The 26,422-nt window shown below is 31.7% G+C and carries 25 protein-coding genes; 19 read left to right on the forward strand and 6 right to left on the reverse strand.

The window, feature by feature from the left end; translation table 11 throughout:
- The first annotated feature begins 134 nt into the window (after positions 1 to 134).
- The 5 genes from AC9UFV_RS04625 (at position 135) to AC9UFV_RS04645 (ending at position 7,316) form a co-directional block, all read left to right on the forward strand.
- On the forward strand, positions 135 to 3,263 hold the full coding sequence (locus AC9UFV_RS04625) for a cytochrome c biogenesis protein (protein WP_509573277.1): 3,129 nt from the start codon (positions 135 to 137) through the stop codon (positions 3,261 to 3,263).
- A gap of 174 nt (positions 3,264 to 3,437) precedes the next feature.
- Positions 3,438 to 3,911 carry a T9SS type A sorting domain-containing protein gene (locus tag AC9UFV_RS04630; RefSeq protein WP_509573280.1) on the forward strand — a complete coding sequence of 158 codons (474 nt, stop codon included), beginning with the start codon at positions 3,438 to 3,440 and terminating at the stop codon, positions 3,909 to 3,911.
- Positions 3,908 to 4,525 (forward strand): hypothetical protein, encoded by a 618-nt coding sequence (locus AC9UFV_RS04635; RefSeq protein ID WP_509522743.1) that lies wholly within the window; start codon positions 3,908 to 3,910, stop codon positions 4,523 to 4,525. Before AC9UFV_RS04630 ends, AC9UFV_RS04635 begins: the two co-directional genes overlap by 4 nt.
- 8 nt (positions 4,526 to 4,533) lie before the next feature.
- Positions 4,534 to 6,561: a hypothetical protein gene (locus AC9UFV_RS04640; protein ID WP_509573282.1), complete on the forward strand. Its 2,028-nt coding sequence runs from the start codon at positions 4,534 to 4,536 to the stop codon at positions 6,559 to 6,561.
- A gap of 170 nt (positions 6,562 to 6,731) precedes the next feature.
- Entirely contained in the window at positions 6,732 to 7,316 is a 585-nt protein-coding gene (locus AC9UFV_RS04645) for a glutathione peroxidase (RefSeq protein ID WP_509573284.1), read from the forward strand.
- On the opposite strand, the gene AC9UFV_RS04650 is transcribed toward AC9UFV_RS04645, so the two are convergent.
- Entirely contained in the window at positions 7,317 to 7,814 is a 498-nt protein-coding gene (locus AC9UFV_RS04650) for a GNAT family N-acetyltransferase (RefSeq protein WP_509573286.1), read from the reverse strand. It abuts the gene before it with no gap.
- A gap of 97 nt (positions 7,815 to 7,911) precedes the next feature.
- Between AC9UFV_RS04650 and menD the strand changes: the two genes are divergently transcribed.
- Entirely contained in the window at positions 7,912 to 9,573 is a 1,662-nt protein-coding gene (gene menD / locus AC9UFV_RS04655; RefSeq protein ID WP_509573288.1) for a 2-succinyl-5-enolpyruvyl-6-hydroxy-3-cyclohexene-1-carboxylic-acid synthase, read from the forward strand.
- Positions 9,574 to 9,583: 10 nt separating this feature from the next.
- Here menD and AC9UFV_RS04660 read toward each other — a convergent pair whose 3' ends face one another.
- A complete protein-coding gene (locus tag AC9UFV_RS04660) occupies positions 9,584 to 10,936 on the reverse strand; it encodes a M28 family metallopeptidase (protein ID WP_509573290.1) in 1,353 nt (450 codons plus the stop codon).
- Between the two features lie 162 nt (positions 10,937 to 11,098).
- Between AC9UFV_RS04660 and AC9UFV_RS04665 the strand changes: the two genes are divergently transcribed.
- Positions 11,099 to 11,953, forward strand: a complete 855-nt coding sequence (locus AC9UFV_RS04665) for a CvfB family protein (protein WP_509573292.1) — start codon at positions 11,099 to 11,101, stop codon at positions 11,951 to 11,953.
- Positions 11,954 to 11,969: 16 nt separating this feature from the next.
- Here AC9UFV_RS04665 and AC9UFV_RS04670 read toward each other — a convergent pair whose 3' ends face one another.
- From AC9UFV_RS04670 to AC9UFV_RS04680, 3 genes are read right to left on the reverse strand one after another with little or no spacing between them, the layout of a single operon-like run.
- A complete protein-coding gene (locus AC9UFV_RS04670; RefSeq protein ID WP_509573294.1) occupies positions 11,970 to 12,404 on the reverse strand; it encodes a PH domain-containing protein in 435 nt (144 codons plus the stop codon).
- Position 12,405: 1 nt separating this feature from the next.
- Complete coding sequence (locus tag AC9UFV_RS04675; protein ID WP_509573296.1) at positions 12,406 to 14,130, reverse strand: DUF6029 family protein; 1,725 nt, start codon at positions 14,128 to 14,130, stop codon at positions 12,406 to 12,408.
- Between the two features lies 1 nt (position 14,131).
- Positions 14,132 to 14,611, reverse strand: coding sequence for a TlpA family protein disulfide reductase (locus AC9UFV_RS04680; protein WP_509573299.1), 480 nt, complete (start codon positions 14,609 to 14,611; stop codon positions 14,132 to 14,134).
- Positions 14,612 to 14,719: 108 nt separating this feature from the next.
- Here AC9UFV_RS04680 and AC9UFV_RS04685 point away from each other — a divergent pair, with 108 nt between their 5' ends.
- The 9 genes from AC9UFV_RS04685 to AC9UFV_RS04725 all read left to right on the forward strand — a co-directional run bounded on the left by AC9UFV_RS04685 (position 14,720) and on the right by AC9UFV_RS04725 (position 22,452).
- Entirely contained in the window at positions 14,720 to 15,769 is a 1,050-nt protein-coding gene (locus AC9UFV_RS04685) for an Omp28-related outer membrane protein (RefSeq protein WP_509573301.1), read from the forward strand.
- 145 nt (positions 15,770 to 15,914) lie between these two features.
- Positions 15,915 to 16,754: a 1,4-dihydroxy-2-naphthoyl-CoA synthase gene (locus tag AC9UFV_RS04690; RefSeq protein WP_509573303.1), complete on the forward strand. Its 840-nt coding sequence runs from the start codon at positions 15,915 to 15,917 to the stop codon at positions 16,752 to 16,754.
- A 60-nt stretch (positions 16,755 to 16,814) separates the two neighbouring features.
- Complete coding sequence (locus tag AC9UFV_RS04695) at positions 16,815 to 17,408, forward strand: outer membrane beta-barrel protein (protein ID WP_509573306.1); 594 nt, start codon at positions 16,815 to 16,817, stop codon at positions 17,406 to 17,408.
- Between the two features lie 13 nt (positions 17,409 to 17,421).
- Entirely contained in the window at positions 17,422 to 18,357 is a 936-nt protein-coding gene (locus tag AC9UFV_RS04700) for a 1,4-dihydroxy-2-naphthoate polyprenyltransferase (protein ID WP_509573308.1), read from the forward strand.
- A gap of 19 nt (positions 18,358 to 18,376) precedes the next feature.
- Positions 18,377 to 19,054: a metal-dependent hydrolase gene (locus AC9UFV_RS04705; protein ID WP_509573310.1), complete on the forward strand. Its 678-nt coding sequence runs from the start codon at positions 18,377 to 18,379 to the stop codon at positions 19,052 to 19,054.
- Between the two features lie 14 nt (positions 19,055 to 19,068).
- The gene (locus AC9UFV_RS04710; protein WP_509573312.1) at positions 19,069 to 20,112 is read left to right on the forward strand and encodes an o-succinylbenzoate synthase; all 1,044 of its coding nucleotides are present in this window, start codon (positions 19,069 to 19,071) and stop codon (positions 20,110 to 20,112) included.
- A gap of 42 nt (positions 20,113 to 20,154) precedes the next feature.
- Positions 20,155 to 20,493, forward strand: coding sequence for a 7(1) septoil knot domain-containing protein (locus AC9UFV_RS04715; RefSeq protein ID WP_509573314.1), 339 nt, complete (start codon positions 20,155 to 20,157; stop codon positions 20,491 to 20,493).
- A gap of 32 nt (positions 20,494 to 20,525) precedes the next feature.
- Positions 20,526 to 20,744, forward strand: a complete 219-nt coding sequence (locus AC9UFV_RS04720) for a putative signal transducing protein (protein WP_509573316.1) — start codon at positions 20,526 to 20,528, stop codon at positions 20,742 to 20,744.
- A gap of 73 nt (positions 20,745 to 20,817) precedes the next feature.
- Entirely contained in the window at positions 20,818 to 22,452 is a 1,635-nt protein-coding gene (locus AC9UFV_RS04725; protein WP_509573319.1) for an ABC-F family ATP-binding cassette domain-containing protein, read from the forward strand.
- 60 nt (positions 22,453 to 22,512) lie between these two features.
- On the opposite strand, the gene AC9UFV_RS04730 is transcribed toward AC9UFV_RS04725, so the two are convergent.
- The gene (locus tag AC9UFV_RS04730; protein ID WP_509573321.1) at positions 22,513 to 23,541 is read right to left on the reverse strand and encodes a T9SS type A sorting domain-containing protein; all 1,029 of its coding nucleotides are present in this window, start codon (positions 23,539 to 23,541) and stop codon (positions 22,513 to 22,515) included.
- 105 nt (positions 23,542 to 23,646) lie between these two features.
- On the opposite strand from AC9UFV_RS04730, the gene AC9UFV_RS04735 reads away from it, so the two are divergent.
- From AC9UFV_RS04735 to AC9UFV_RS04745, 3 genes are read left to right on the forward strand one after another with little or no spacing between them, the layout of a single operon-like run.
- Positions 23,647 to 25,026: an MATE family efflux transporter gene (locus AC9UFV_RS04735; protein WP_509573322.1), complete on the forward strand. Its 1,380-nt coding sequence runs from the start codon at positions 23,647 to 23,649 to the stop codon at positions 25,024 to 25,026.
- 11 nt (positions 25,027 to 25,037) lie between these two features.
- Positions 25,038 to 25,946, forward strand: coding sequence for a prohibitin family protein (locus tag AC9UFV_RS04740; RefSeq protein WP_509573324.1), 909 nt, complete (start codon positions 25,038 to 25,040; stop codon positions 25,944 to 25,946).
- A 17-nt stretch (positions 25,947 to 25,963) separates the two neighbouring features.
- Positions 25,964 to 26,194: a DUF8828 family protein gene (locus tag AC9UFV_RS04745; RefSeq protein WP_509573326.1), complete on the forward strand. Its 231-nt coding sequence runs from the start codon at positions 25,964 to 25,966 to the stop codon at positions 26,192 to 26,194.
- Positions 26,195 to 26,422 lie beyond the last annotated feature (228 nt).

The raw sequence follows: 26,422 nt of genomic DNA on the forward strand, positions 1-26,422 counted from the left end.
TTTTTTTTAAACTATATCCTATTTCAGTATTTAAAAAACATCACTTAAAAAATACTTAAATAAGAGATCAAAACTAAGAATTTAACAAAATTGAATTACTTTTGTATCACTTTTGAAAAAACATCATCTATAACATGGATAAAAAAATACTTTCGTTTTTGTTTTCAACGCGATTAATGGCGTTTTTATTTTTGTCATTCGCATTAGCGATGATTTGTGGAACTTTTATTGAAAGTAAATACAATACCGATACCGCTAGAATTTGGATTTATAATGCCTGGTGGTTTGAGGCAATTATGGGGGTTTTCTTAATAAATTTTGCAGGTAATATTAAAAGATACCAACTTTTGAAAAAAGAGAAATGGGCTACTTTATTACTTCACATTTCATTTATTTTTATCATTTCTGGGGCGTTCATCACCCGTTATATAAGTTATGAAGGCGTAATGCCAATTCGTGAAGGAGCTTCTGAAAATCAGTTTTATTCAGATAAAATGTATTTAACTGTTTTTGTTGATGGTGATTATCAAGGACAAATGAGACGCCGAGTTTTTGAAAAATCTTTGTTATTATCGCCAGTTGCGAATAATAATTTTACTATTTCAAATAATTTTGCTGACACCCAGTTTGAGATTTCTTACAAAGATTATCTGTTAGGTGCAACCAAAACTATAAAACCAGATCCAAAAGGAGAGTTGTATTTAAAAATGGTTGAATCTGGCGATGGAACCCGCCACGAGCATTATTTGAAAGAAGGCGAAGTTCAGAATATTCACAACATGCTTTTTTCATTAAATAAATTTGTAATAGGAGCTACAAATATTACTATAAATGAAAATTCGTCAACCATTCAAACTCCATTTGAAGGTCAATTTATGCGAATGGCTGATCAATTTAAGGGAAGAGTAGCTAAAGATTCTGTTCAACCGTTAATGATGCGTTCTTTATATAATGTAGGAGGCACACAATTTGTTTTTCCTGATCCAGCAACGAAAGGTTCAATTAGTTACGTTGCAAAAAATGATTATAAAGCTAAAACACATGAAGATGCTTTAACTTTAAATTTGATAGCCGAAGGTCAAAATAAAGAAGTTACCTTATTGGGAACTAAAGGATCGGTTGGCGAATCAAAAATGGTAAAAATCGGAAATTTAGAATATACATTTTTCTTTGGTAGCAAAGCTCATATCCTACCATTTAATATAAAACTTAACGATTTTAAAGCGATGAAGTACCCTGGGACAGAAAAAAGTTATTCTGCTTTTGAAAGCGATGTAACCGTTTTGGACGGGCAAAATAAATTTGATGCTAAAATTTATATGAATCATATTTTAGATCATAAAGGCTACCGTTTTTTCCAATCTTCATTTGATCCAGATGAAAAAGGAACTGTTTTATCCGTCAATCATGATTTTTGGGGAACTTTAATTACCTATATTGGTTATTTCATGTTGTTTTTTGGAATGATGGCAATTTTATTTACCAAACATTCTCGTTTTGCAGACTTAAAAAGAAAATTAGAAGTAATTAAATCAAAGAAATCGAAGTTGGTTACGATACTATTATTGTTACTTAGTTTTAATTCGTTTTCACAGCACAAAGAAGAGCCATTAACGGTAAAACAGATAGATTCTCTATTATTGAAATTCAAAGTTTCTGAGGCACATGCAGCAAAATTTGGACGATTAGTAATTCAAGATGCTGGCGGAAGAATGAAGCCGGTAAATACATTTTCTTCAGAATTATTGCGAAAAGTGAGTCATAAAGACACATATAATGGAATGAATTCTGATCAAGTATTTTTGTCAATGACTCAATTTCCAACAGCCTGGTACGAAATTCCTTTGATCTATATTAAATCGGGAAATGATAGTATTCGAAAGATCATTGGTATAGAAAAATCGGCTCAATATGCTCCTTTTATTGCGTTTTTTGATAAAGCTGGAAATTATAAATTATCACCTTACTTAGATGAAGCTTACAAAACTGCAAACCCAAATAATTTTGAAAAAGATTTTGTTGAAACCGATAAAAAAGTCAATTTATTAAATCAAGCAACTTCTGGAAGTATTCTTAGAATTTTCCCAATACCAAGAGATGAAAATAATAAATGGGTTTCTCATTTAGAGTTAAGTCACGCAGGATTAAAAGGAATGGATTCTATTTTTGCCTCTCAAATTGTGCCTTTGTACATCAATTCTTTGCAAAATGCAGCCATAAACAATAATTATAAAGATGTTGATTTTTATTTGAATGGAATAAAAAAATACCAAAGTAAATTTGGAACTAAAGTAATTCCTTCTGAAGATAAAATCACAGCAGAAATAATATACAATAAGTATGATATTTTCAAAAAACTATTTTACTTGTATATGACTGCAGGATTTTTAATGTTGCTATTTACTATAATTAAAATATTCAAAGACAATAAGTTTACTCGAATTTCTGTTGATGTGATGCATGTTGTTATTGGGGTTTTATTTGGCTTGCATACTTTAGGATTGATAGCGCGTTGGTATATTTCTGGTCATGCGCCTTGGAGTAATGCTTACGAATCTATAATTTACGTGGCCTGGGCTACTATGTTTTTCGGATTGGCATTCGATAGAAAATCTAAATTAACAGTAGCGTCTTCTGCATTTGTAACTTCTATGATTTTGATGGCAGCCTATATGAATTGGGTAGATCCTGAAATTGCAAATTTACAGCCAGTATTAAATTCCTATTGGTTGATGATTCACGTGGCGGTTATCGTTGCTAGTTATGGGCCTTTTGCTTTAGGAATGATTTTGGGATTTGTTTCCTTACTGCTTATTTTCTTTACCAATGAAAAGAATAAAGAGGTAATGGCTTTAAATATAAAAGAGATTACTTATATCAATGAAATGGCATTGACTATTGGATTGGTCATGTTAACAATTGGAAACTTTCTTGGCGGACAGTGGGCCAATGAAAGCTGGGGACGTTATTGGGGTTGGGACCCAAAAGAAACTTGGGCTTTAATTAGTATAATGGTTTATGCTTTTGTAATTCATTCTCGTTTTGTACCCTTGTTCCGTGGAAAATGGGTTTTTAATTTGATGAGTATGTATGCTTTTATAGCCATATTATTTACTTATTATGGAGTAAATTTCCACCTAGTAGGGCTGCATTCGTATGCTAGTGGTGAGGCTACTTCATTAGATTGGATTTGGCAAACATTTTTAGTTATTTCAATAATTGGATTAGTATCTTACCCTAAATATAAAAAGTACTATAAGTAAAATATAAAATATACAAAGTTCTTCTCAATTTTTATTTTATTCTCAAATAAATAAAGACTTTTAGTGATAAATTATATCACTTTTAAATAAGTTTTTAAAAATATTTTATTAATAATTTATTTTTTTAATTTAAATTTTTATATTTGTGAATTATTCATATAAAATAAACTTGCTTTGAAAATAATTTTATTTTTATTTATTACATTTACTGGGTTTTCACAAAGTTTGCATCATCAGATGTTATCTTCTCAAGGTACTTCTACTACTGCAGGCGGTTTAAAAGTTTCCCAGACTATAGGACAGCTGAGTGTGACTGGTAATTACAGAGGTTCTGATGTTATTGTTGGTCAAGGATTTCAACAAAGTTTAATGATGAAAACAGTAAAAGCCCCGGTTATTACTGTTACTACTACTACCTATCCAAACCCATTTGTTGATCAAATTAACTTTGAGTTTTCGTCTGTGATTTCAGGGCCAATTAAATTTTCATTATATGATGTAATGGGAAGATTAGTAGCTTTTCAAGAAAAACCAGCCAACGATAATGTATTAACTATAAATGAACTTTCTTTAACAGAAGGGGTATATTTTGTTAAGTTATCCGCAAAAAATTATAACTATTCCACTAATTTATTAAAATCAAAATGAGAAAATTTTACCTACTATTAATTGTTTTATTGGCTTTAACCAATTCTTACTCTCAAGAAGTTTACTTTTTAACAGGTACTAACTTCACTAAATATAATTTTAACAGCCAAGGTGAAACTATGGCAACTCCTCTTCAAGCTGGAACAGGTTCTTTTTATGAAGTAGGTTATGATTTTTCATTAAATAGTGATGCATTATCTTATTCAGGAGCTTTAACTTTAAATGAATACAACGCAGTTGCAGGTTCATCAGCAAATTCATACAGCTGGCAAACGAAATATGCAGGAGCTCAAATGTCATTAAATTATTTACATAAAGTAACAAAGAGATTTAAATTAGGTTTAAGAGCTGGGGTAAATGTTTCCAAAATTGTTTACGGAAAACAAAACCTTAATGGCGTAGTTTACGATCTATTAGATCAGAAAGAATTTTCAGGACTTTATTTCTCTTATTTCGGAGGAGCTAGTGCTAACTACAAATTAAATGACTCAGGTTATTTAAGTTTTGGATATGGTTATAGCAATGGTTTCAACACTGCTAACAGCACCCAAGAAAAAGTTATATTTAATAATCAACAAATACTATTTGGTATTCACTTCAATATCAATAAATAATTAGCAATATGAAAAAGATAACATTACTTTTATTATTATTCGTTTCTTCAGCATTCTATGCTCAATCAACAGGAATTAGCTATCAAGCTATTATATACAATCCAAACGGGGAAGTTATTCCTGGATATAATAATTCAAATTCACCATTAGCCAACAAAGATATTTGCTTGCAGTTTACAATTGTTGATAGTGCGAATTTAACTGAATACCAAGAAAAAATCACTGTTAGAACAGATGAATTTGGAATGGTTAATACTGTAATTGGTACTGGAACAAGAACTGGAGGATATGCTACTTCTTTTGGAAATATTAATTGGAGTTTTCCAAATAAAAGCATGAAAGTTGGATTAGATACTTTTGGTCTTTGTACTAATTTTATTGAAATAAGTAATCAATTTTTTACAGGTGTTCCTTATTCATTTAATGCCTTTAGAGCAGATAATGTTACTGGGATTGTTCAAATTCAAAATGGTGGAACTGGAGCAAATAGCGTAATAGGTGCTAAAACTAATTTAGGATTAGAGAATGTTGATAATACTCGGGATATCAATAAACCAATAAGCATAGCAACTCAAGCAGCCTTAAACTTAAAAGAGGATTTATCAAATAAATCTACTAACGTTGCAACTGATGCAGCTTCAAATACTAAATACCCTTCTGTAAAAGCAGTAAAAGACTATGTTGACACAAATATCAATTTAGGTGGAACAGCATTAACAAATGAAGCTAATATTAGAGCAGCTGCCGATTTATTAAAAGAAGATTTAATTAACAAATCTACCAACGTTACAACTGATGGAGCTTCAAATACAAAATATCCTTCTGTAAAAGCAGTTAAAGATTATGTTGATTCAAGTATTAATTTAGGTGGAACAGCTTTAACTAACGAGGCAAATATTAGAGCAGCTGCAGATCTTGCTTTAAACAATGCATTAAATACTGAAATTACAAGTAGAATTAACTTTGATTTATTGAAAGAAGATGTAGCTAACAAGTCATCAAACGTAACTACAGATGCATCATCTACTACAAAATACCCATCTGTTAGAGCAATCAAAACGTATGTTGATGCAAGTGATTCTTCTCTAACAACCAATTTAAATGCAGAAGTAGCTGCAAGAATTGCAGGAGATAATTCTTTAATAGCTAATATATCTGCTGAGGTTTCAAGAGCTACCTCAGTTGATAATACTTTAACTAATAACTTATTACAAGAATTAACAAGAGCTACAGCTGCAGAAAATGCGTTGAGCTCAACGGTAACATCAAATGCTGCAACTGCTGCAGCGGCTACCGCCTTGAAAGAAAATTCAGCAAATAAATCTACAGATGTAACTTTGTCTGATGCAACCAACGTTAAGTTTCCAACAGAACTAGCAGTAAAAACCTATGTTAACAATCAAATTGCTTCAGGAACTGCGACTAATGTTTCGGGTGTTGTTGCTATTGCAAATGGAGGAACGGGATCTTCAACTCAAAATTTTGTTGATTTAACAACTGCACAAACAGTTTCTGGTGTAAAAACTTTTTCAAATAATTTAGTTGTGAATGGTACTTTAACTACAGGAAATATAACCTATCCAACAGCTGCTGGAACAAATGGTCAAGTATTAACTTCTAATGGAAGTGGGGCTGCAACTTGGACAACCCTTCCTGCAAGTCCAAAGTTTGTAAGATCATTTACTCAAACTTTTAACAATTTTGTTAATTGCACTGCACAATCGGAGGTTTCAATCGGAAATTTAACATTCTCAATTGTACCAACATCTGCAACAAACGGAGCTGGAGTAAAATTGGTTGTAAAATCATCAACCACTGGTGATTATCAATGTGTTTCCTATTTGGGAAATACAAATGATAATAAAATAGTAAGTGTATCAACAACAAATCAGAATGTAAGTGATTTAGTTTTAAACTATTATTCTACTCTTACATCAACAATTTTTCAATATTATAATGATGGTATTCATTCTTATGAAGTTAAAGCAACAATGGACGGAGGACAAAGTGTGCTTTTAGTGGTTACTTACTATTAATTATTTTTAGATTGTTAAAATTGCTTTGATTTTAAAAAAATATTAATTTTATTTAGTATAAAAAAGGCTCAACATAAGTTGGGCCTTTTTTATAAAACTATTTATCAATTATTTAACGTTGGTTTTCATTTATAAATTTTACATTTACAATTCATTTAAAACTTATACTAATGAAACTAGCTGCTTTAACCTGTTGTATCGCATTATTGTTTAGTTGTCAAAACAAGGCACAATCAACTATGGCTACAACTACAAATACTTCAAGGCCTATGACAACTCAATCCATCTATGAATTTAAAGTGGAAGATTTATCAGGTAATACTTTTGATTTTGCTTCATTAAAAGGAAAAAAGATCTTAATAGTGAATACTGCTTCAAAGTGTGGTTATACTCCTCAATACGAACAATTAGAAGCTGTTTATAATAAATACAAAAATAAAAACTTAATCATTATTGGGTTTCCAGCTAATAATTTTATGTGGCAAGAACCAGGAACCAATGCTGAAATAGCTACTTTTTGTAAAAGTAAATACGGAGTAACTTTCCCAATGATGGCGAAAATTTCTGTTAAAGGAAAAGATATCCATCCAATATATCAATTTCTTACTCAAAAGAAATTAAATGGTGTTTTAGATTCAAAAGTAGAATGGAATTTTCAAAAATACCTAATTAACGAAAAAGGACAACTAGAACAAGTTTATATGTCGGGGGTTAAACCAAATGATGAAAAAATAATAAACTGGATAGAAAAGTAATTATTCTAATAGCAATTGCATAATTACAGAATCCAACCAACGATCAAATTTATATCCTGATTCCTTAATTATTCCCACAGTTTTAAATCCAAATTTCTCGTGGAAAATAATACTGCTCTTGTTTTCTGAATCGATAACGCCAATCATAGTGTGAAGGCCTTGAGCTTTAGCAATAATAATCAATTGAGTCATTATCTTTTTACCAATGCCTTTCCCCATTTCATCTGAAGAAACATAAACGGAATGTTCAACTGTAAATTTATAGGCCTCACGAAATCTAAATTCGCTATACATCCCGAAGCCAACTATTTTTCCATCACTTTCTGCAACAATTACTGGAAATCCCTTCTCAATCTTATCTTCTAATATCGTTTTTTGAGTTTCGAAATCCCTAGTTTTATAATCGTATAAAGCCGTTGAATTAAGAATATTATAGTTGATAATTTCTAAAATTGATTGTGTATCTTTAATTTCGAAGGATCTAATTTGAACTTCCATAAGGTAAAATAGTTTCTCAAAAATAATAAAACTATTTGTAGTTTCTAGTATAAACCTTTACAACTTTGTACCTTTGTAATCTAATTTGAACCTAATAATGATATATCCAAAAATACCCTTAGCGCAAAGCATAATTGAAATTTGTCTTGCTCAAGGTTTAACACATATCGTAATTTCTCCTGGTTCAAGAAATGCACCATTGACGATTGGTTTTGTAAACAATCCAAAATTTAAATGTTATAGTGTTGCAGATGAAAGGAGTGCCGCGTTTTTTGCTTTGGGTATTGCTCAGCAAACCAAAAAGCCAGTAGCGCTTATTTGTACTTCTGGATCTGCTTTGTTAAATTATTACCCTGCTTTTGCGGAAGCTTTTTATAGCCAAATCCCATTGGTGGTTATTAGTGCTGACCGTCCTTCTGATAAAATTGATATTGGTGAGGGTCAAACCATTCGTCAAGAAAATGTATTTCAAAATCATTCATTATTCAATGCCAATTTAGTTGGGGATTCCACTATTGAAAACGATCTTAAAATTACAGAAGCAATTCATTTTTCAATCATAAAAAAAGGCCCAGTTCATATAAACGCTCCTTTTGAAGAACCTTTGTATGAGACCGTAAACGAGCTTTCTGTTAATGTAACTACTTCCGCTATTGCAAATGTTACTCCAACAGGTGAAATGAAAAATGTTAATGATTTTGCTGCTATTTGGAATTCATCAAAAAGGAAATTAGTACTTGTTGGGGTTAATGATCCCAATTCAATTGATACCTCAATAGTTGATTTTTTGGCAAATGATACTTCTGTTGTAGTGATGACGGAAACCACTTCCAATTTACATCATCCAAGTTTTATAAATAACATTGACACCATAATTACTCCATTTTCACAATCTGATTTTGAGAAATTTCAACCGGAAATATTGATAACTTTTGGAGGAATGGTAGTTTCAAAAAGAATAAAAGCCGCTTTACGCAAATACCAACCACAGCACCATTGGCACATAGATTCACTTCGAGCCTATGATACTTATGGTTGTTTGACGGAACATTTTCAGGTTAATCCAAATGTTTTTTTCAAAAATTTCATTCCATTTTTAAAGCCTATTGAAAGTGATTATTTTGATCATTTTGAAGTTCTAAACCAACTTCGAAAACATAAAACAGCAACTTATTTATCTAAAATTCCTTTTTCTGATTTTAAAGTTTTTGAAAAAATAATTCAAAGTTTACCAATTAATTCTCATTTGCAAATAGGAAATAGTTCTGCTATCCGTTATGCTCAATTAATAGATATTCATCCTTCAATCGAAGTATTTTGCAATCGTGGCACAAGTGGAATTGATGGAAGTACTTCAACTGCAATTGGTGCTGCTGTCGCCAATGAGAAACAAACCGTTTTAATTACAGGAGATATTAGTTTCCTTTATGATTCTAATGGATTATGGAATGATTATATACCCAAAAACTTCAAGATTATATTAATTAATAACGGAGGAGGTGGGATCTTTAGAATTTTACCAGGACATGATGAAACCCCAGTTTTCAATACATTTTTTGAAACTTCTCACTGTTTAACAGCTAAAAACTTAGCCAAAATGTATGATTTTAATTATGCAATTGCAAGTGATGAAGCAACCCTTGTAAAAGGAATTGTGAATTTGTATTCAAATAATAACAAGCCATTTATTTTAGAAGTATTTACCCCAACTCGTGAAAACGATAAAATATTACTGCAGTTTTTTAAAGAGTTAGTTTAATATTAAATAATTAACGAATTGGTACTGGAAAAATAGGCAAACTAGAATGTCCCAATTCATCAACAGATTGTACGGCAAAGAAATAATTATCTTTTGAATACGGTATTTCTGCTTTTGTATCTTTTACAAAAATTGATTTTTCCCAAATTGGAGATGAAGTTTCTCTAATTAGAATGTTATAACCATATATTGGTTTTCCATCGGGTTTATTCCAATTCAAAACGCTGAAATTGGTTACCTCTTTCACTTCAATTCCAACATTTTTTGGTGCTTTTGGAGACCAAGCTAAATTGCTTAAAGTGGCTAAGTTCGAACATGCCACTTTTTTCATGTATTCGAAATCCATAAATTCTGGAAGATCTCCATATTGAATATTATTCTCTTTTCTAACCGTTTGGTGTTGGTGATCAAAATTTTCGTTCATTTCACAAAAACGAATTGCTGTAAATCCATTTTGACTAAACGGAGTATGATCGCCACCTCTTAAAAAACGGTCGTTTCGATAAACTAATTTAATATCTAATTGTTCAACATATTGATTGGTTACCGTTTTAATATAGCGTGCTAATTGTCGTGAAGGACTGTCGTTGTCTCTATTGGTTGATTTTCTGATTTTCGCTTCAGCTTCAGTTTCTAAATAGGGAATGGTTTCACTAAATACACGAACTTGTGTGTTGTCTCTTAATTGGGTGCCACTTGACAAACTATTTCCAATCATGTCGTTGTTAATCATAGCAATTACATTCCAATTTTGATCCTTAGCTTTATCGGCAAGATATTTTGCACCATACAATCCTTGTTCTTCTCCTACAACAGCAACAAAAATAATTGTAAATGGAAACTCTCTTTTGCACATTATTTTTGCCAATTCCATCATAGCGGCAACTCCCGATCCATCATCATTAGCACCTGGCGCATCAATGGTACTGTCCATAACATCTGTGGCTCTTGAATCTAAGTGTCCACTTATAATTAATACTCTATCGTCAGTTGCGTCAGTTCCTTTTAATGTGGCCATTACATTACCCAATTGACTGTCGTTTTTTATACGTCTTCCATCGGCTTTTATTGTAAAATAATCAATTTCCGAAGTTAATCTTCCATTTGATGCTTTGGCATAGTTGTCAAATTCAGATTTTACCCAACGTTGTGCTGCTCCAATTCCTCGGGTGGAACTTTTGGTGTCGCTTAAAGTGTGTCGAGTCCCAAAAGAAACTAATTTTTTTACTGTTGCTTCCATATTCTCTGAACTAACCTCAGAAACCATTTTTTTTATTTCGGGGTCATAAATTGCAACTTGACCAAAAGTGGTATTAATAGTTATGAATAGAAGTAAGATATTTAAAACAGAAATTGATTTCATTTTTTAGTTGTTACCTTTTAATAAAGTGGTTAGAATTCAAATATACAAATAATTAAGAATCTATATTTAAATGGAATTATTTTGTTTCTCAATAATCCAAATCTTTAATTCTATTTCGATAGCATTCAATTTCGTACCTTTGTACTTTAGAAAATTTGAATAATGATTGAAATAGGAAAATACAATACGCTCACTATATTAAGAGATACTAAAGTTGGTTTATTTTTAGGAAATCCTCAAGAAGATCCTGAAGGAATAAACGATATTCTTTTACCAAATAAATATGTGCCAAATAAATTTGAAATTGGTGATGAATTAACTGTTTTTGTTTATTTAGATCATGAAGAAAGACCAGTTTCAACAACACTTGAACCTTACATTCTACTTAATGAATTTGCCCTATTACGTGTTAACTATGTAAATCAAATAGGGGCATTTATGGATTGGGGAATGGAGAAAGACATTTTAGTTCCTTTCAAAGAACAAGCTCGTCCAATGGAAAAAGGAAAACGCTATTTGGTTTACCTTTATATGGACGAAAAAACAAATCGTTTGGTAGCTTCAAGTAAAACCAATCAGTTTTTAAGCAACGATCATTTAACCGTTGCAAAAGGCGAAGAAGTTGACTTAATTGTTTCTCATATAACAGAAATTGGGATAAATGTAATTATAAACGAGCAACACAAAGGCCTGATTTATAAAGATGAAGTTTATGACGATTCTATTCGAACTGGGGATAGATTGCGTGGCTATATTAAAACAATTCGTCCCGACAATAAAATAGACGTAGCCCTACAAATTCAAGGATATCAGAGTATTGAGCCGAACGCACAATTAATATTAGAAGAGTTAAAAGCGAGTAGAGGTTTTTTAAGATTGACCGATAATTCTCACCCTGAGGATATTAAAACAGTTTTAAAAATGAGTAAAAAAACCTTTAAAAAAGCAATTGGTGCACTTTATCGTGAAAAAGTAATTGAAATTAAAGAAGACGGAATATATTTAATTAAAGAATAATCCTAAAGCCATATAATCAATTAACCACTGTTATATTTGGATTAATTTTCAACAACTCTTCAAGAAATACATCTTCTTCTTCTGGAGAAATATAAATATCATCAAAACTATCATAATGAATTATTAATCCTTTAGTATCTAATGCAGGTTTATAGGTTACTGGCACAATTAAGCCAGAATGATGTTCGATTTTTCTAATGGAATTAATATTGATTTTTCCTCGAAAGGGACCTGAATAAAAACACAAAATTTCCTCATTAATACTGTATTTTGTATCTAACAAAATCCAAATTATCATGGAAATAATTCCTATCATAATTGTATTAAAAATGTAAATCGGAGGTGCTTCAGCTTCTGGTTTTTCAATAAAAACAATAATAAGTAGCCCAATGGATATTATCCACAATAATGCACATGAATAGCTATTTTTAGAAGAAACAAAAGTTTTCAATTTAGAAAGATTTTGTCAAAGATAAAGTGACTCCGCTACTTGGTGGAACAAATCTGCAAATACCTCCAGCGCAAACTAATCCACCTCGTTGTCTTCCATAGCTCAAAGCTATTCTGGTGCTACCTTTAGTATATGCTGTCCCTAAATTGTAGAAATGAATCTTAAAATGATCGCTGACATCATCAATTAAATTAGAGCTTTTATCAAATCCATAATTGTACATGTCCGAAACATAAAACGACCAGTTTAAATTATGATTGTACTCAACCATCATTGCAGCCCAATTTTTTCTATCCGAATCGGCCCACATATGTTCTGCAGCAATTCTCACAGACTTTGTATTTGTTAATTTATAGGATATTTCGGGTGCAATAATAAACGAATTTACCTGAATATTCAATGAAGCTGCGATTAAACGGTGATTGTAAAATTGATTTATAAATACTACACTTCCTTGTAAATTTGAATTGAATTTTTTTGAAATTTCAAGATTGTAATCCGAAAAATATTTCTCTCCTGTTCCAAAAAAATCAGTTTTATAATCAGGCGGATATAAAGTATAATCCCCACTCAAGTTAAACCAATTGGATGCATTTATTGCGATTTTTGTACCGTATTTTCCGCCAAGTGAAGTACCTTTCTTAAATTCATAGAAAAAATCAATTTGTCCACCAATTTCACCTGCCTTTGTAATTCCATTATCAGAAACGATACTTGCACTTTTTTGCGCTTGGAAGACATAGATATTTGCTAAATTGGAGTGATGTTGTTTTGTTAAACTAGGAACAAAATTCATCATTCGGTCATTGTAAGCTAAACTTGTTTGTTCAGGTGAAAATACTTCCGGATTTCTTTCTGATAGAAAATTCAGGTTTTCTATCCTTCTAAGCGATACGTCTAAGCCAAATCCTTTTTTTGTATAACCAAAATTCGTAAGTAGCGCACTTCCGGGCTTTACAAATATATTGCTAACTGTTATTGGATATAATATAGCATCATCAGTTTTGTAATTGTACTCTGAATTTATGTAAAATGATTGGTTACTATAATTAAATCTCCCAGCGAATGAATTGGTAAGTTCTTTAAAAACCGGATTGTCGAAGTTTATTTTCTCATCTCTTCCAACATAGGAAAATCCTAAGGAGAATTCAGAATTACCCATATTTAGAATCCCCGATAGATTAATGTCAGAGTCAAATCCGTAAATTGTACCTTTTGAAACATCAAATCCTGTTCTTTGGTTCCCGTATAAACCCGTAAAAGATAAATTTTCTGCTGGGCGTAACACAATTTTTCCTCCTCGAATAGCATTATTTATTCCTAGAGATCGATCTTCCCAGCTTCTTAATAAAAGGCCACTTCCAAATTGTTCGTAAAAATATCCTGCAGTTACGTCTATTTTTTCAGTTTTATAATTTAGATAATAAGTCCCTAAATTGGTTTTTATATATTTTGGATTGAAATTCAAAAGAGGTTGCGGATCGTATGATTCTACTTGGATTCCAGCTGTCCATTTTCCGTAATTATAATTAACCAATAAATAATTGTTTGATCTAATAGGATTATCGGGGTGATTAATTCCTCTTTCCACATCATTTAAATACCATTGAGAATTAGATTCTAAACCTCCAAAAAATCTCCCTTTTGTCTTTTCTTCTTTAGGAGTATTTTGTGAAAATATAGATATTGAACTGCAAATTGAAATTAATAGCAACAACTTTTTCATCTTAAAAACTTTTTAATTTTTCAAAAAACTCACTTTCTCCCCCTGGGGAGTGGCCATTTTGAACGTATACTATTTCATTGTTTTTAACTACAACTGTATAAGGTACATTTGCAATTGATAAACTTCTTTTGAATTCTTGATTCGTGTCTAATAAAACCGTGTACTCCCAATCTTTTCCATTAACCATTGGCTTTACTCTTTTTTCTGTTCTTGAATCATCTACAGAAACTGCAATTAATTCAATATTTATTTTTTGTTTCCAATCGCCATAAACTTCACTAATTGCATCTAATTCTTGAACACAAGGCGCACACCATGTTGCCCAAAAAGCATAAACATATAGAACATCTTTTTTTTGAAAATCTAAATTTGAATTCACTAATTCTCCTTTAAGGTTTTTGATTTTAACATTTGGAAGTTGGTGTTGTGAATGTCCTGCTAAACTGATTAAAGTAAATAGAACTAAAAGTGTTTTTTTCATTTTTCTGGCGGAATTTTGATTATGTAAATGCAAATAAAGAATAAATATTGCATTTATTTAAAAAAAATTAGTTTATTTGTAATATTAAATAATTAAAATTTCTTACATATGAAAAAATTACATTTATTATTTGCACTATTAACTTTCGGATTATTTATTTCTTGTAGTAAAGAAGAAAATAATAATGGGGGTTCAACAATTCAGTCAATTACAATTACGGCCAATCCAACTGAAGCATATGTTGGTGACAATATTCAATTTACAGTTAAAGGAAACAATAATGTTGATGTGACTGGTACAGCAGTAATTTATGTTAATGCTTCACCTATTGTAAACAATTTCTTTACCACTACAGCTGCCGGAACACTTTCAGTTTATGCTGTATATCAAGTTTCTAGTACAGTTTCTTTGACTTCTCCTACAATTCAAATTCCAGTAACACAAGGAATTAATTTTAATAAAAGAGTATTAGTTGAAGATTACACAGGAACTTGGTGTCAATATTGTCCTCGTGTATCTTATGCTATTAGTCAAGTTCGTGCACAAACCAACGATGCAGTAGTAGTTGCTATTCACAGAGGTGCTTCTGATCCATATAATTTTAGCGCTGCTTCTGTATTAGAAACTATGATAGGACTTACAGGATATCCAACAGCAATGTTAAATAGAAAAACGGATTGGACCTATCCAGAGAATAATAATGTAAATCAAGTTGTTAATTTAACAAGCGGAACAAATCCTAGAATTGGATTAGCAATGACCAACTCAGTCAATTCATCAAATGGAAATGTTACTGTTCAAGTTAATGTTAAATTTGGTAAAAACTTCTCAGGTTTAAAATTAGTTGTATATGCATTAGAAGATAATTTATTATACAATCAAACTAATTCTACCAGCTTTTATGGTGGTGTAAATCCAATTGTTGGTTTTAATCACAAAGATGTTTTAAGAGCCTTTTTAACAACTAATATTTTAGGTGATGATATTCCTGGAGCAACTACTGTTAACGGAGTATACACAAGATCTTTTGTTTATAATTTAGGTGGTGCTCAAGCAGCAAATATTCATTTTGCAGCTTTTGTTGTTGATTCTGCTGGTAATACTTTAAATTCAAGAGATGCTTTAGCTAACGAAACTCAAACTTTTGAGGTTCAATAAATAGAATATTAAATATATAAAGAGAGGCTTTTAAGCCTCTTTTTTTATGAACTAAATTCTTTATGAATATGCGAATCAATTATTATTTAATCAGCATGCAATAAAAAGTAAAAAATGACTTAATTTTACACAAAATAGTTTGATCATGAATAATATAGACTGGAAAACAGTAAAAGATTTTGAAGATATTACCTATAAAAAATGCAACGGAGTAGCCAGAATTGCTTTCAATCGCCCTGATGTTAGAAATGCATTCCGTCCTAAAACAACTTCGGAATTGTATCAAGCATTTTACGATGCTCAAGAAGATACTTCAATTGGTGTAGTTTTGCTTTCCGCAGAAGGGCCTTCGAGTAAAGATGGAGTCTACTCTTTTTGTAGTGGTGGTGATCAAAATGCTCGTGGGCATCAAGGATACGTGGGTGATGATGGCCAACACCGATTAAATATTTTAGAAGTTCAGAGATTAATTCGATTTATGCCTAAAGTGGTAATTGCTGTGGTTCCTGGATGGGCAGTTGGTGGCGGACATAGTTTACATGTTGTTTGTGACATGACTTTAGCTAGTAAAGAGCACGCAATTTTTAAACAAACTGATGCGGATGTAACCAGCTTTGATGGTGGTTATGGGTCGGCATATTTGGCTAAAATGGTTGGTCAAAAAAAAGCACGTGAAATTTTCTTTTTAGGAAGAAATTACTCCGCACAAGAAGCAATGGATATGGGAATGGTAAATGCAGTAATTCCGCATAATGATTTAGAAACAACCGCTTATGAGTGGGCGCAAGAAATATTACAAAAATCTCCAACATCTATAAAAATGCTAAAATTTGCTATGAATCTTACCGATGACGGGATGGTTGGTCAGCAAGTCTTCGCCGGAGAAGCAACAAGATTGGCTTACATGACCGAAGAAGCTAAAGAAGGTAGAAACGCATTTCTTGAAAAAAGAAAACCCAATTTCGAGAAAAAATGGTTGCCATAATTAGTTTTAAATACGGACTTTCAACAAGTATATGTTTATAATATCTTTAATTTTATATTTATGAAGAAAATAATAATTTTTTCTTTTGTCTTGTTGACGGTTATTGCTTCTTATTCTCAAGATAAGAATGTAATTAAAGATAATAAAGTTTTTATTTCAATTCATTACGTCGGAAATAACCGTAACAATAATTTTGTAAGTGATAATTTTAATGGAATTGTAGGAGTGGATGCTAAATACAAGTTTTACAACAATCATTATTTTAGTATTCTAGCCGGATTGGGATTGGATTATTTCGAAGGAAGAGAAATTGTCAACCAATTTAAATTAGAGAATTCATTAATGATTAATCCAAATATTGGGATTACTTTGGAAGGAAGTAAAGTTCTTCATCCTTATTTAAATTTAGGATATTCCTTATTTACTGCTAAATATCAAATTCAACAGTCGTTCAGTGTGTTCGATCCTTTTGATCCAATTTTTTCGCCGATTCCAAGTACATTAGCCTTCAACTTTGACAGTTTTTCAATTAATCCCGGTTTGAGAATTTTTCTTAATAAAAAAATATATTTTCAAACAGATTATAAGTACTTACCTATTGAATCGAATGTTAATGTTCATTTAATTTCAATAGGATTTGGATTAACATTATAATATTATAAACAAAATGAAACACTGGATTCAAGCAGCACGTTTAAGAACTTTGCCATTATCGGTATCAGGTATTATAGTGGGTAGTTTTTACGCTATGTCACAAGCTTTGTTCAATTGGAATATTGTTATTTTGGCGCTTTTAACTACTTTAGGATTTCAGATATTGTCCAATTTTGCTAACGACTACGGAGATGGAATCAAAGGAACTGATAATGAAGATCGTGTTGGGCCCAAGCGAGCCATTCAAAGCGGCGTCATTTCTCCTAAACAGATGAAAAATGCCTTAATTATCACTTCATTATTAACGCTACTGTCTGCAATTGCACTAATTTATGTTGCATTTAAAGATCATAATCTGCTTTTTTCATTTATATATTTACTTCTTGGAATTCTAGCAATTGCCTCTGCAATTCGATATACTGTTGGAAATTCAGCTTATGGATACAGAGGTTTCGGAGATTTATTTGTTTTTATTTTTTTTGGTCTTGTTAGTACTCTAGGAATCTATTTTATGTTTGCTAAAGAAATGGATTGGTTGTTACTTTTTCCAGCAACTTCAATAGGTTTATTAAGTGTGGCTGTCTTAAATTTAAATAATATGAGAGATGAAGAATCGGATAGGAAGTCAAATAAGAATACTATTGTTGTAAAAATGGGAGCTAGTAATGCAAAAATTTACCATTACTTCCTTATCATTTCAGCGATGATCTTAATGTTAGAATTCTCTTATTTTAAAGATTTTACATTTGATCAATATTTATATGCTATTGCTTTTATTCCACTAATAAAACACTTAAAAACAGTTTACAATAATAATAATCCTAAAGAATTAGATCCAGAATTAAAAAAAGTGGCTTTAAGCACATTTGGTTTATCCATTTTATTATCACTGAGTATGATTTATTTTTTCCAAGATTTATTCGTAAACCTATTTTTAGGAGGTAGATAATAATTTAATTTATAATAAAATGAAAATTACTTTTTACGGACATGCCTCATTAGGTATTACAATTGCTGATATTCACATCATTGTTGATCCATTCATTTCTGCGAATCCAAAAGCATCACATATCGATATAAACAGTTTGGAAGCTGATTATATTTTGCTCACTCATGCTCATCAAGATCATATTTTAGATGTTGAAGCTATCGCAAAACGAACCAATGCTGTAATTGTTTCCAATGCTGAAATTGCTACTTATTACGGTAAAAAAGGATTTCAATCTCATCCTATGAATCATGGCGGGAGTTGGAATTTTGAATTTGGAAATTTAAAATATGTAAATGCAATCCACTCTAGCTTATTTCCCGATGGAACTTATGGAGGAAATCCTGGTGGTTTTGTAATTGAAGGAGAAAGAAAAAACGTCTATATAGCTGGTGATACTGCGCTTACCATGGATATGAAGCTAATCCCTATGCGAACCAAACTAGATTTAGCTATTTTGCCAATAGGAAATAACTTTACTATGGATATTGAGGATGCAATTATAGCTTCTGATTTTTTGCAATGCGATAAAATTCTAGGTTATCATTACGATACTTTCGGTTATATCGAAATAAATAAAGAACAAGCAATCAAGAAATTTTTCGATAAAGGCAAGGATTTAATGCTTTTAAATATCGGAGATGGTATAGAATTGTAATTTAATTTGAAAATTTGAAAGCTTATTACCATAAATATATATTAGATTTTAAAGAACCTGCAGGGACTTCTCGTGGGGTAATGACGCATAAAGAAACGTGGTTTATTATCATTGAAAATAACCATAAAAAAGGAGTAGGTGAGTGCGGAATTCTTCGTGGATTAAGTTGCGACGACCGACATGATTATGAAGAGAAATTAGCTTGGACTTGTGAGAATATTGATCTTGGTGTTGAACAACTTTGGGACGCGTTAATTGAGTTTCCATCAATACAATTTGGTGTCGAAATGGCATTCCTATCATTGGCAAGTGAGAACCCTTTTTTGCTCTTTCCTTCTTTCTTTACAAATGGTCTAAAATCCATTCCAATTAACGGATTAATTTGGATGGGAAACGAAGCTTTCATGAAGCAACAAATCGAGGTAAAATTAGCTGAAGGTTTTCACTGTCTAAAACTCAAAATTGGAGCTATTGATTTTGATGAAGAATTGAAATTATTAGGTTATATTCGACAGAATTTTACTCCGGAAGAAGTCGAAATTAGAGTAGATGCAAACGGCGCTTTTGATAAAAGTGAAGCTTTAAATAAATTAAATCAATTATCTGGTTTTAAATTACATAGTATCGAACAACCGATACAAAAAAACAACACTGACAGTATGTCAGAGTTGTGTAAATCAACCCCAATTCCTATCGCATTAGACGAAGAGCTAATTGGCGTGTTTTCATATAACGATAAAGAACAATTGTTACTTAAAATAATGCCCCAATACATCATTTTAAAGCCAAGTTTTGTTGGTGGTTTTCGCGGTACAAACGAGTGGATTTTATTGGCTGAAAAATATAATATTAAATGGTGGATTACTTCTGCTTTAGAAAGCAATATTGGTTTAAATGCTATTGCACAATGGACTTTTTTAAAGGAAAATAAAATGCCTCAAGGTCTCGGAACAGGAGCGTTATTCACTAATAATTTTGATTGCCAATTGGAAGTTTCGAAAGGGCAATTGTGGTTTAATAGTGATAAAGAATTTCATTTCGATTTTATAGAATATTAATTTGTATATTTGAATTTATTAATCCTAAAATTTTATGTTTTTATGAAGAATTTATTTTGGTCCCTAGGTTTAGTTTTTTGTTCTATTTCATTTTGTAATGCTCAAAAAGTATTTGTAACTGAATATGAAAATCAAGCAGCTGTGAAAGTTTTTGCTGTAGATTATGAAAACCAAGCTGATTTATTAGTTTACAAAGTTAATTATGAAAATCAAGCTGGTAAGAATAACGGCAAATGGTTTTTTACAAAATATGAAAATCAAGCCAAAAAGAAATTGTACTTCGTGAGATATGAAAATCAAGCTGAATTAAAAATCTTTTTCGTGGAATATGAAAATCAAGCGGGTTGGAGAAATAAATCCAAACAATACTTACTTTACTAATAATTTCTAATCAAAAATATCATTTATAAAAAATGGGTTTAATAAAAATATTTTCTGGAAGCGAAGTTTTGGCTTTAGCTCTTCAAGAAAAAATCGAAGCGGTAGGTGTTGCAACAGTTAAAAAAGACAACATTCAATCGGCTAGATTGGCTGGTTTTGGAAATTCTGATTTGGCTGTGGAACTATTTATCCAAGAAGTAGATTTCGGAAAAGCCAATCCTGTTATTGAAGAATTCAGAATGAGTATTTAATTGCCCCTTATTTTTCAATTGACCATATCTGATTTTAAACTATCTTTGCGCCTTTAAAATCAAAAAATAAAAAATGATTACAGTTAATGATATTTCTGTTCAGTTTGGTGGAACTACCCTTTTTAGCGATGTAACTTTCTCGATTAATGAAAATGATAAAATTGCCCTTATGGGTAAAAATGGTGCTGGAAAATCTACATTACTAAAAATAATTTCTGGACAAAGTAAACCCTCAACCGGAAATATCTCTGCACCAAAAGAAGCTGTAATTGCCTATTTGCCTCAGCATTTACTTACCACTGATGGAGCTACTGTTGTGGAAGAAGCTTCTAAAGCGTTTGGTGAAATTTTTTCAATGAAATCAGAAATCGATGCTATTAACGAGCAGTTAACTGTTCGTACCGATTATGAAAGTGATGATTACATGAAATTGATAGAAAGAGTTTCTGACCTTAGTGAAAAATACTATGCAATTGAAGAAGTGAATTATGAAGCTGAAGTAGAGAAAATCTTATTCGGGTTAGGTTTTATGCGTGAAGATTTTACGCGCCAAACATCAGAATTTTCGGGTGGTTGGAGAATGAGAATCGAATTAGCGAAAATTCTTTTAAAAAAACCAGATCTGATTTTGCTTGATGAGCCCACCAATCACATGGATATTGAAAGTATTCAATGGCTGGAAGATTTCTTGATAAATTCTGCGAAAGCGGTTGTGGTTATTTCTCACGACAGAGCTTTTGTAGACAATATTACCAATAGAACTATTGAGGTGACTATGGGAAGAATCTACGACTACAAAGCCAAATATTCTCATTACTTAGAACTTAGAAAAGACCGCCGAATTCACCAACAAAAAGCCTATGATGAGCAACAAAAAATGATCGCTGACAATAGAGCATTTATCGATCGTTTTAAAGGTACGTTTTCTAAAACTGACGCCGTTCAATCTAGAGTGAAAATGCTTGAAAAACTAGTGATTGTTCAAGTGGATGAAGTAGATACGTCAGCACTAAAATTAAAATTCCCACCAGCCGCTCGTTCAGGTCAATATCCTGTAATTGTAAAAGAATTGTCCAAATCATATGGCGATCATGTGGTTTTTGAAAATGCCAATATGGTAATTGAACGCGGTCAAAAAGTGGCATTTGTAGGTAAAAATGGAGAAGGTAAATCAACAATGATTAAAGCCATCATGAAGCAAATTGAAATAAACGGTGGTAGTGTTGAAATTGGTCATAATGCTCAAATTGGTTACTTTGCTCAAAATCAAGCCGCTTTATTAGATGAAAATGCAACTATTTTTGAAACAATAGATAATATCGCAGTGGGTGATGTTCGAACAAAAATTAAAGATATTTTGGGAGCTTTTATGTTTCATGGTGATGATGTAACCAAAAAAGTAAAAGTACTTTCTGGAGGTGAAAAAACGCGTTTGGCAATGATAAAATTATTGCTTGAACCGGTTAATTTACTTATTCTGGATGAGCCTTCTAATCACTTAGACATGAAAACCAAAGACATCATAAAAGACGCTCTTCGTGATTTTGATGGAACTTTAATTCTAGTGTCTCACGATAGAGATTTTCTTGATGGTTTAGCAACTAAAGTATTCGAATTCGGGAATAAAAGAGTAAAAGAACATTTTGAAGATATTACAGGTTTCCTCGCTCACAAAAAAATGGAGTCATTGCGAGAAATCGAAAAATAATTTGAATTTAATATAAAAAAAGCCCAGCAATTGCAGGGCTTTTTTTTGTTTATGTTAGTTTTACTCTACATAAATTTTCTGATTGGAATTTACTCCGTTACCTTTTATTGAAACGATATAAACCCCGCTATTTTGAATTGGATTAATAGCAATCGAATTTTCAGAATCTATTATACTAATGTTTCTATTTTCTATTAATTTTCCATCTAAACTATAAATTGAAAGTGATGCATTTTCTAAATTGGTATTGGAATTAATGATTAACAAACCGTCTTTTGCATTTTTTGAATTCACGATAAAGCTAGAATTAAATTCTAAATTTGAAGTTTCTAAAGTCAAATCATTCCAAGATTTTGAACTTTTAACCAATCCGATAACTCCTGTGGGAATTGTAGAATAATTAGCTCTAAAATTCATTCTATCTATTGCAGTCAAATAATCCGTTGTTCCAGCTCCACCATCTGAAGTTTGAATTGTAGTTGTTGGTTCTGAAGCAGCCATATTTGAATCAACAAATAAGCTTACTAAATCGTCATTTAAACCTGGATTAAAGGTATATTTCATCACCAAAAGATGATTTTGGTTATAAGTCAATGCGGAAGAGAGTACTTTAGCTCCGGATCCTTTTTGCATAAAAATTACAAACCCACCACCTGAATTGTAAGCCCCAATTCTAAATGCAGTATTGTAATTTCCAGAACTCATTACTCTAAAAAAATCTTGGGATGCAGAACCACCTGGGTCATTTACTGCAGCTGAAAAATTAACTACAAAACTAATGTAAATAGTGCCGCTAGAAACTCCTGTAAATGTTGTGCCAACTGCATCTTGATTGCTTGAAATTGATAAAGATTTTGTTGCTGTACCATAATTCGGATACGAAACAGTATTGTTAACAATTGATGAACTTACGCATCCAAATCCGGAGCAAGAGCCTAATCCCCCATTTAATGAAGAATTATTGGTCCAAGAACCTTGTCCACTTAACGGTTGTCCACTGCTATAGCTCGAAAAATCGTCGTTAAAAATAATTTGAGAAAACATTGCAAAACTATTTAGTAATGCTAATAATAGTAATTTTTTAGACATATATTTTTAATTTTAGTTAAACAAAAGTAGGAAAAATAAATTAATTTGGATAAATCCTTACAAAAAGTATGGAATTCTAATTACTTTTGTTGAAAATAAAATTAATTGAATTTATCTCAATACACTAAGGAGTTTTCCTACAATATTAAACTGGCTTATCCTGTAATTTTAGGGATGCTTGGCCATACCTTAATTTCAATTGTGGACAATATGATGGTCGGTAATTTAGGTTCCACCGAATTGGCTGCAGTTTCCCTTGGTGGTAGTTTCGTTTTTATTGGAATGTCACTTGGAATAGGATTTTCAACTGCTATAACTCCGCTAGTTTCAATGGCAGATGCCGAAAAAGACGACAATAAATTACGTTCTGTTTTTCATCACGGACTTCTTTCATGTGTCATTTTAGGAATTTTTATTTTTACTCTAATTGTTTTGGCTAAGCCAATAATGTATTTAATGCATCAACCAAAAGAAGTAATTGATTTAGCAAGTCCTTATATAGATTGGGTAGCTTTTTCGTTAATTCCTGTAATCATTTTTCAAGGTTACAAGCAATTTGCCGACGGATTATCAAGAACTAAATATTCCATGTATGCCATATTTATGGCTAATATTGTCCATATATTCATTAATTATATGCTAATTTATGGTGTTTGGATATTTCCAAAATTAGGAATTATAGGAGCTGCACTTGGAACCGTAATATCTAGAATATTAATGGTCATTTTCATGCATTTTATCATGAAAAATAATGCTCAATTGAATCCCTATTTCAAGAATTTTAGTTTCCGAGAAATAAAAAAATCAATTCTCAAAAAAATTGCTAGTCTCGGAATTCCCTCTGCAATGCAAATGTTATTTGAAGTAGCACTATTCACAGCTGCAATTTGGTTGTGTGGATCTATTGGTAAAACAACTCAAGCAGCCAATCAAATCGCACTTACTTTGGCCACAACCACTTTTATGTTTGCAATGGGACTAAGTGTTACTGCAACCATTCGCGTAGGAAATAATAAAGGTTTAATGGATTATAAAAATCTAATCATCGTAGCAAGATCAGTTTTTCTACTTGCAATTATTTTGGAAACGATCTTCGGAATCCTATTTGTTATTTTACACAACTTTTTGCCGCATTTGTTTCTAAATATGGAGAATGTAAATCAAGTAATCGAAAATAAAGAAGTCATAATCATTGCTTCAAAATTGCTATTAGTAGCCGCAGTTTTCCAAATTTCCGATGGTATTCAAGTAGTAGTATTGGGTGCTTTGCGAGGGCTGCAAGACGTTAAAGTACCCATGTATATTACCTTTGTTGCCTATTGGGTGGTTGGATTTCCAATCTCTTTTTTCCTAGGAAAATACACCGAATTGAAAGCAGTAGGGGTCTGGATCGGACTTTTAGCAGGATTGTCAACCGCAGCTTTATTTTTGTATCTTCGCTTTCACAAATTAACAAAACAACAACTTCAAAAATCAATTAATTAAATTTATATAAAATGGTAATCTTAATCATAATTATTGGAATTATTTTATTCTTAATAGGTTCTTCATTGTCGAATAGCACTTCAACAATATCAAAATTTGCTCGCCCGTTCAAAGTGGGAGCTATCTTAGCAATAGCAATAGGATTAATGTCTTCAATGTTCAAGCAAATTGATGCCGGTGAAGTTGGGGTACAAGCACTTTATGGAAACGTTCAGCCCGATATTTTAGAAAGTGGTTTGCATGTTATTAACCCTCTTATGGACATCACTGAATTTGACATTCAAACTCAAAATTATACCATGTCAGCAATCCACACTGAAGGTGCTCAAGAAGGCGACGACGCCATTCGAGTATTATCAAACGACGGACTTGAAGTAGTTATAGACTTAACCGTTCTATACCGTGTTTCGCCTTCTGAATCTCCAAAAATTTACAAACAAATTGGTGTCAATTACATCGATAAAATTGTACGCCCTGTAACTAGAACCCGTATTCGTGATAACGCAGTTTATTATGATGCAGTAGCTTTGTATTCTACAAAAAGAAACGAATTCCAACAACGAATTTATAAAAGTATTGAGGACGATTTCAAAACGAGAGGTCTTGTCTTAGAGCAACTTTTAATTAGAAATATCAACCTTCCAGCGTCTGTTAAATTGTCTATTGAAAGTAAAATTAATGCAGAACAAGATGCTCAAAAAATGACATTCGTACTTCAAAAAGAAAAACAAGAAGCCGAACGTAAAAGAGTGGAAGCACAAGGTATAGCCGACTATCAAAGGATAATCTCGCTTGGTTTGACTGAAAAGCAATTGCAATATGAACAAATAAAATCCCAAAAAGAATTGGCCGCTTCACCAAATACTAAGATAATTTTTATGAATGGAAAAAATTCTCCAGTCATTTTATCAGATAAATAAAATTTAAAGAAATAAACATGGAATTACCTAAATTTTTACTTGGCGACAACACCGATTTCCCAGACGATATCTTTGTTATTCACCTTGATTATCCTCGATTTATCATCAATCTAAACGATGATGAGGTTGAATTTATGGAAGAACCAGAAGACCTTGACGAAGCAGAACTCAATGCCGAAATGGAAGGTTTAATCGTTCAAGCCAATGAATTTTATGACCGTGAAATGGAACGATACGAAAATGAATAACAATTCAATTCTAAACTAAGCTGCATCCATTTGCAGCTTTTTTTGAAGCCACCTCCGGCTTTCCACTCCAAGCCCTTGTTTAAAAAACGAGATTTGCTAGAGTAAAAAGGAGCTTCCTTTGGTCGCTCTTTTTCCTCTGCAAAACTAGGTTTTTTTAATCTTCGGGGCTTTCGTTGCACTCCGGGCTAGGGCATTTAGTATCCCTACACCATCCACTTAGCTTTGTGC

This window comes from Flavobacterium sp., from assembly GCF_044349645.1.
Taxonomy (GTDB): domain Bacteria; phylum Bacteroidota; class Bacteroidia; order Flavobacteriales; family Flavobacteriaceae; genus Flavobacterium.

Coding starts and splice junctions, on each gene's coding strand:
- AC9UFV_RS04635 (WP_509522743.1), top strand. CDS start 3,908: ATGAGAAAATTTTACCTACTATTAATTGTTTTATTGGCTTTAACCAAT.
- AC9UFV_RS04740 (WP_509573324.1), top strand. CDS start 25,038: ATGGTAATCTTAATCATAATTATTGGAATTATTTTATTCTTAATAGGT.
- AC9UFV_RS04730 (WP_509573321.1), bottom strand. CDS start 23,541: ATGTCTAAAAAATTACTATTATTAGCATTACTAAATAGTTTTGCAATG.
- AC9UFV_RS04660 (WP_509573290.1), bottom strand. CDS start 10,936: ATGAAATCAATTTCTGTTTTAAATATCTTACTTCTATTCATAACTATT.
- AC9UFV_RS04720 (WP_509573316.1), top strand. CDS start 20,526: ATGGGTTTAATAAAAATATTTTCTGGAAGCGAAGTTTTGGCTTTAGCT.
- AC9UFV_RS04705 (WP_509573310.1), top strand. CDS start 18,377: ATGAAAATTACTTTTTACGGACATGCCTCATTAGGTATTACAATTGCT.
- AC9UFV_RS04685 (WP_509573301.1), top strand. CDS start 14,720: ATGAAAAAATTACATTTATTATTTGCACTATTAACTTTCGGATTATTT.
- menD (WP_509573288.1), top strand. CDS start 7,912: ATGATATATCCAAAAATACCCTTAGCGCAAAGCATAATTGAAATTTGT.
- AC9UFV_RS04725 (WP_509573319.1), top strand. CDS start 20,818: ATGATTACAGTTAATGATATTTCTGTTCAGTTTGGTGGAACTACCCTT.
- AC9UFV_RS04690 (WP_509573303.1), top strand. CDS start 15,915: ATGAATAATATAGACTGGAAAACAGTAAAAGATTTTGAAGATATTACC.
- AC9UFV_RS04645 (WP_509573284.1), top strand. CDS start 6,732: ATGAAACTAGCTGCTTTAACCTGTTGTATCGCATTATTGTTTAGTTGT.
- AC9UFV_RS04650 (WP_509573286.1), bottom strand. CDS start 7,814: ATGGAAGTTCAAATTAGATCCTTCGAAATTAAAGATACACAATCAATT.
- AC9UFV_RS04675 (WP_509573296.1), bottom strand. CDS start 14,130: ATGAAAAAGTTGTTGCTATTAATTTCAATTTGCAGTTCAATATCTATA.
- AC9UFV_RS04665 (WP_509573292.1), top strand. CDS start 11,099: ATGATTGAAATAGGAAAATACAATACGCTCACTATATTAAGAGATACT.
- AC9UFV_RS04700 (WP_509573308.1), top strand. CDS start 17,422: ATGAAACACTGGATTCAAGCAGCACGTTTAAGAACTTTGCCATTATCG.
- AC9UFV_RS04695 (WP_509573306.1), top strand. CDS start 16,815: ATGAAGAAAATAATAATTTTTTCTTTTGTCTTGTTGACGGTTATTGCT.
- AC9UFV_RS04680 (WP_509573299.1), bottom strand. CDS start 14,611: ATGAAAAAAACACTTTTAGTTCTATTTACTTTAATCAGTTTAGCAGGA.
- AC9UFV_RS04745 (WP_509573326.1), top strand. CDS start 25,964: ATGGAATTACCTAAATTTTTACTTGGCGACAACACCGATTTCCCAGAC.
- AC9UFV_RS04715 (WP_509573314.1), top strand. CDS start 20,155: ATGAAGAATTTATTTTGGTCCCTAGGTTTAGTTTTTTGTTCTATTTCA.
- AC9UFV_RS04625 (WP_509573277.1), top strand. CDS start 135: ATGGATAAAAAAATACTTTCGTTTTTGTTTTCAACGCGATTAATGGCG.
- AC9UFV_RS04640 (WP_509573282.1), top strand. CDS start 4,534: ATGAAAAAGATAACATTACTTTTATTATTATTCGTTTCTTCAGCATTC.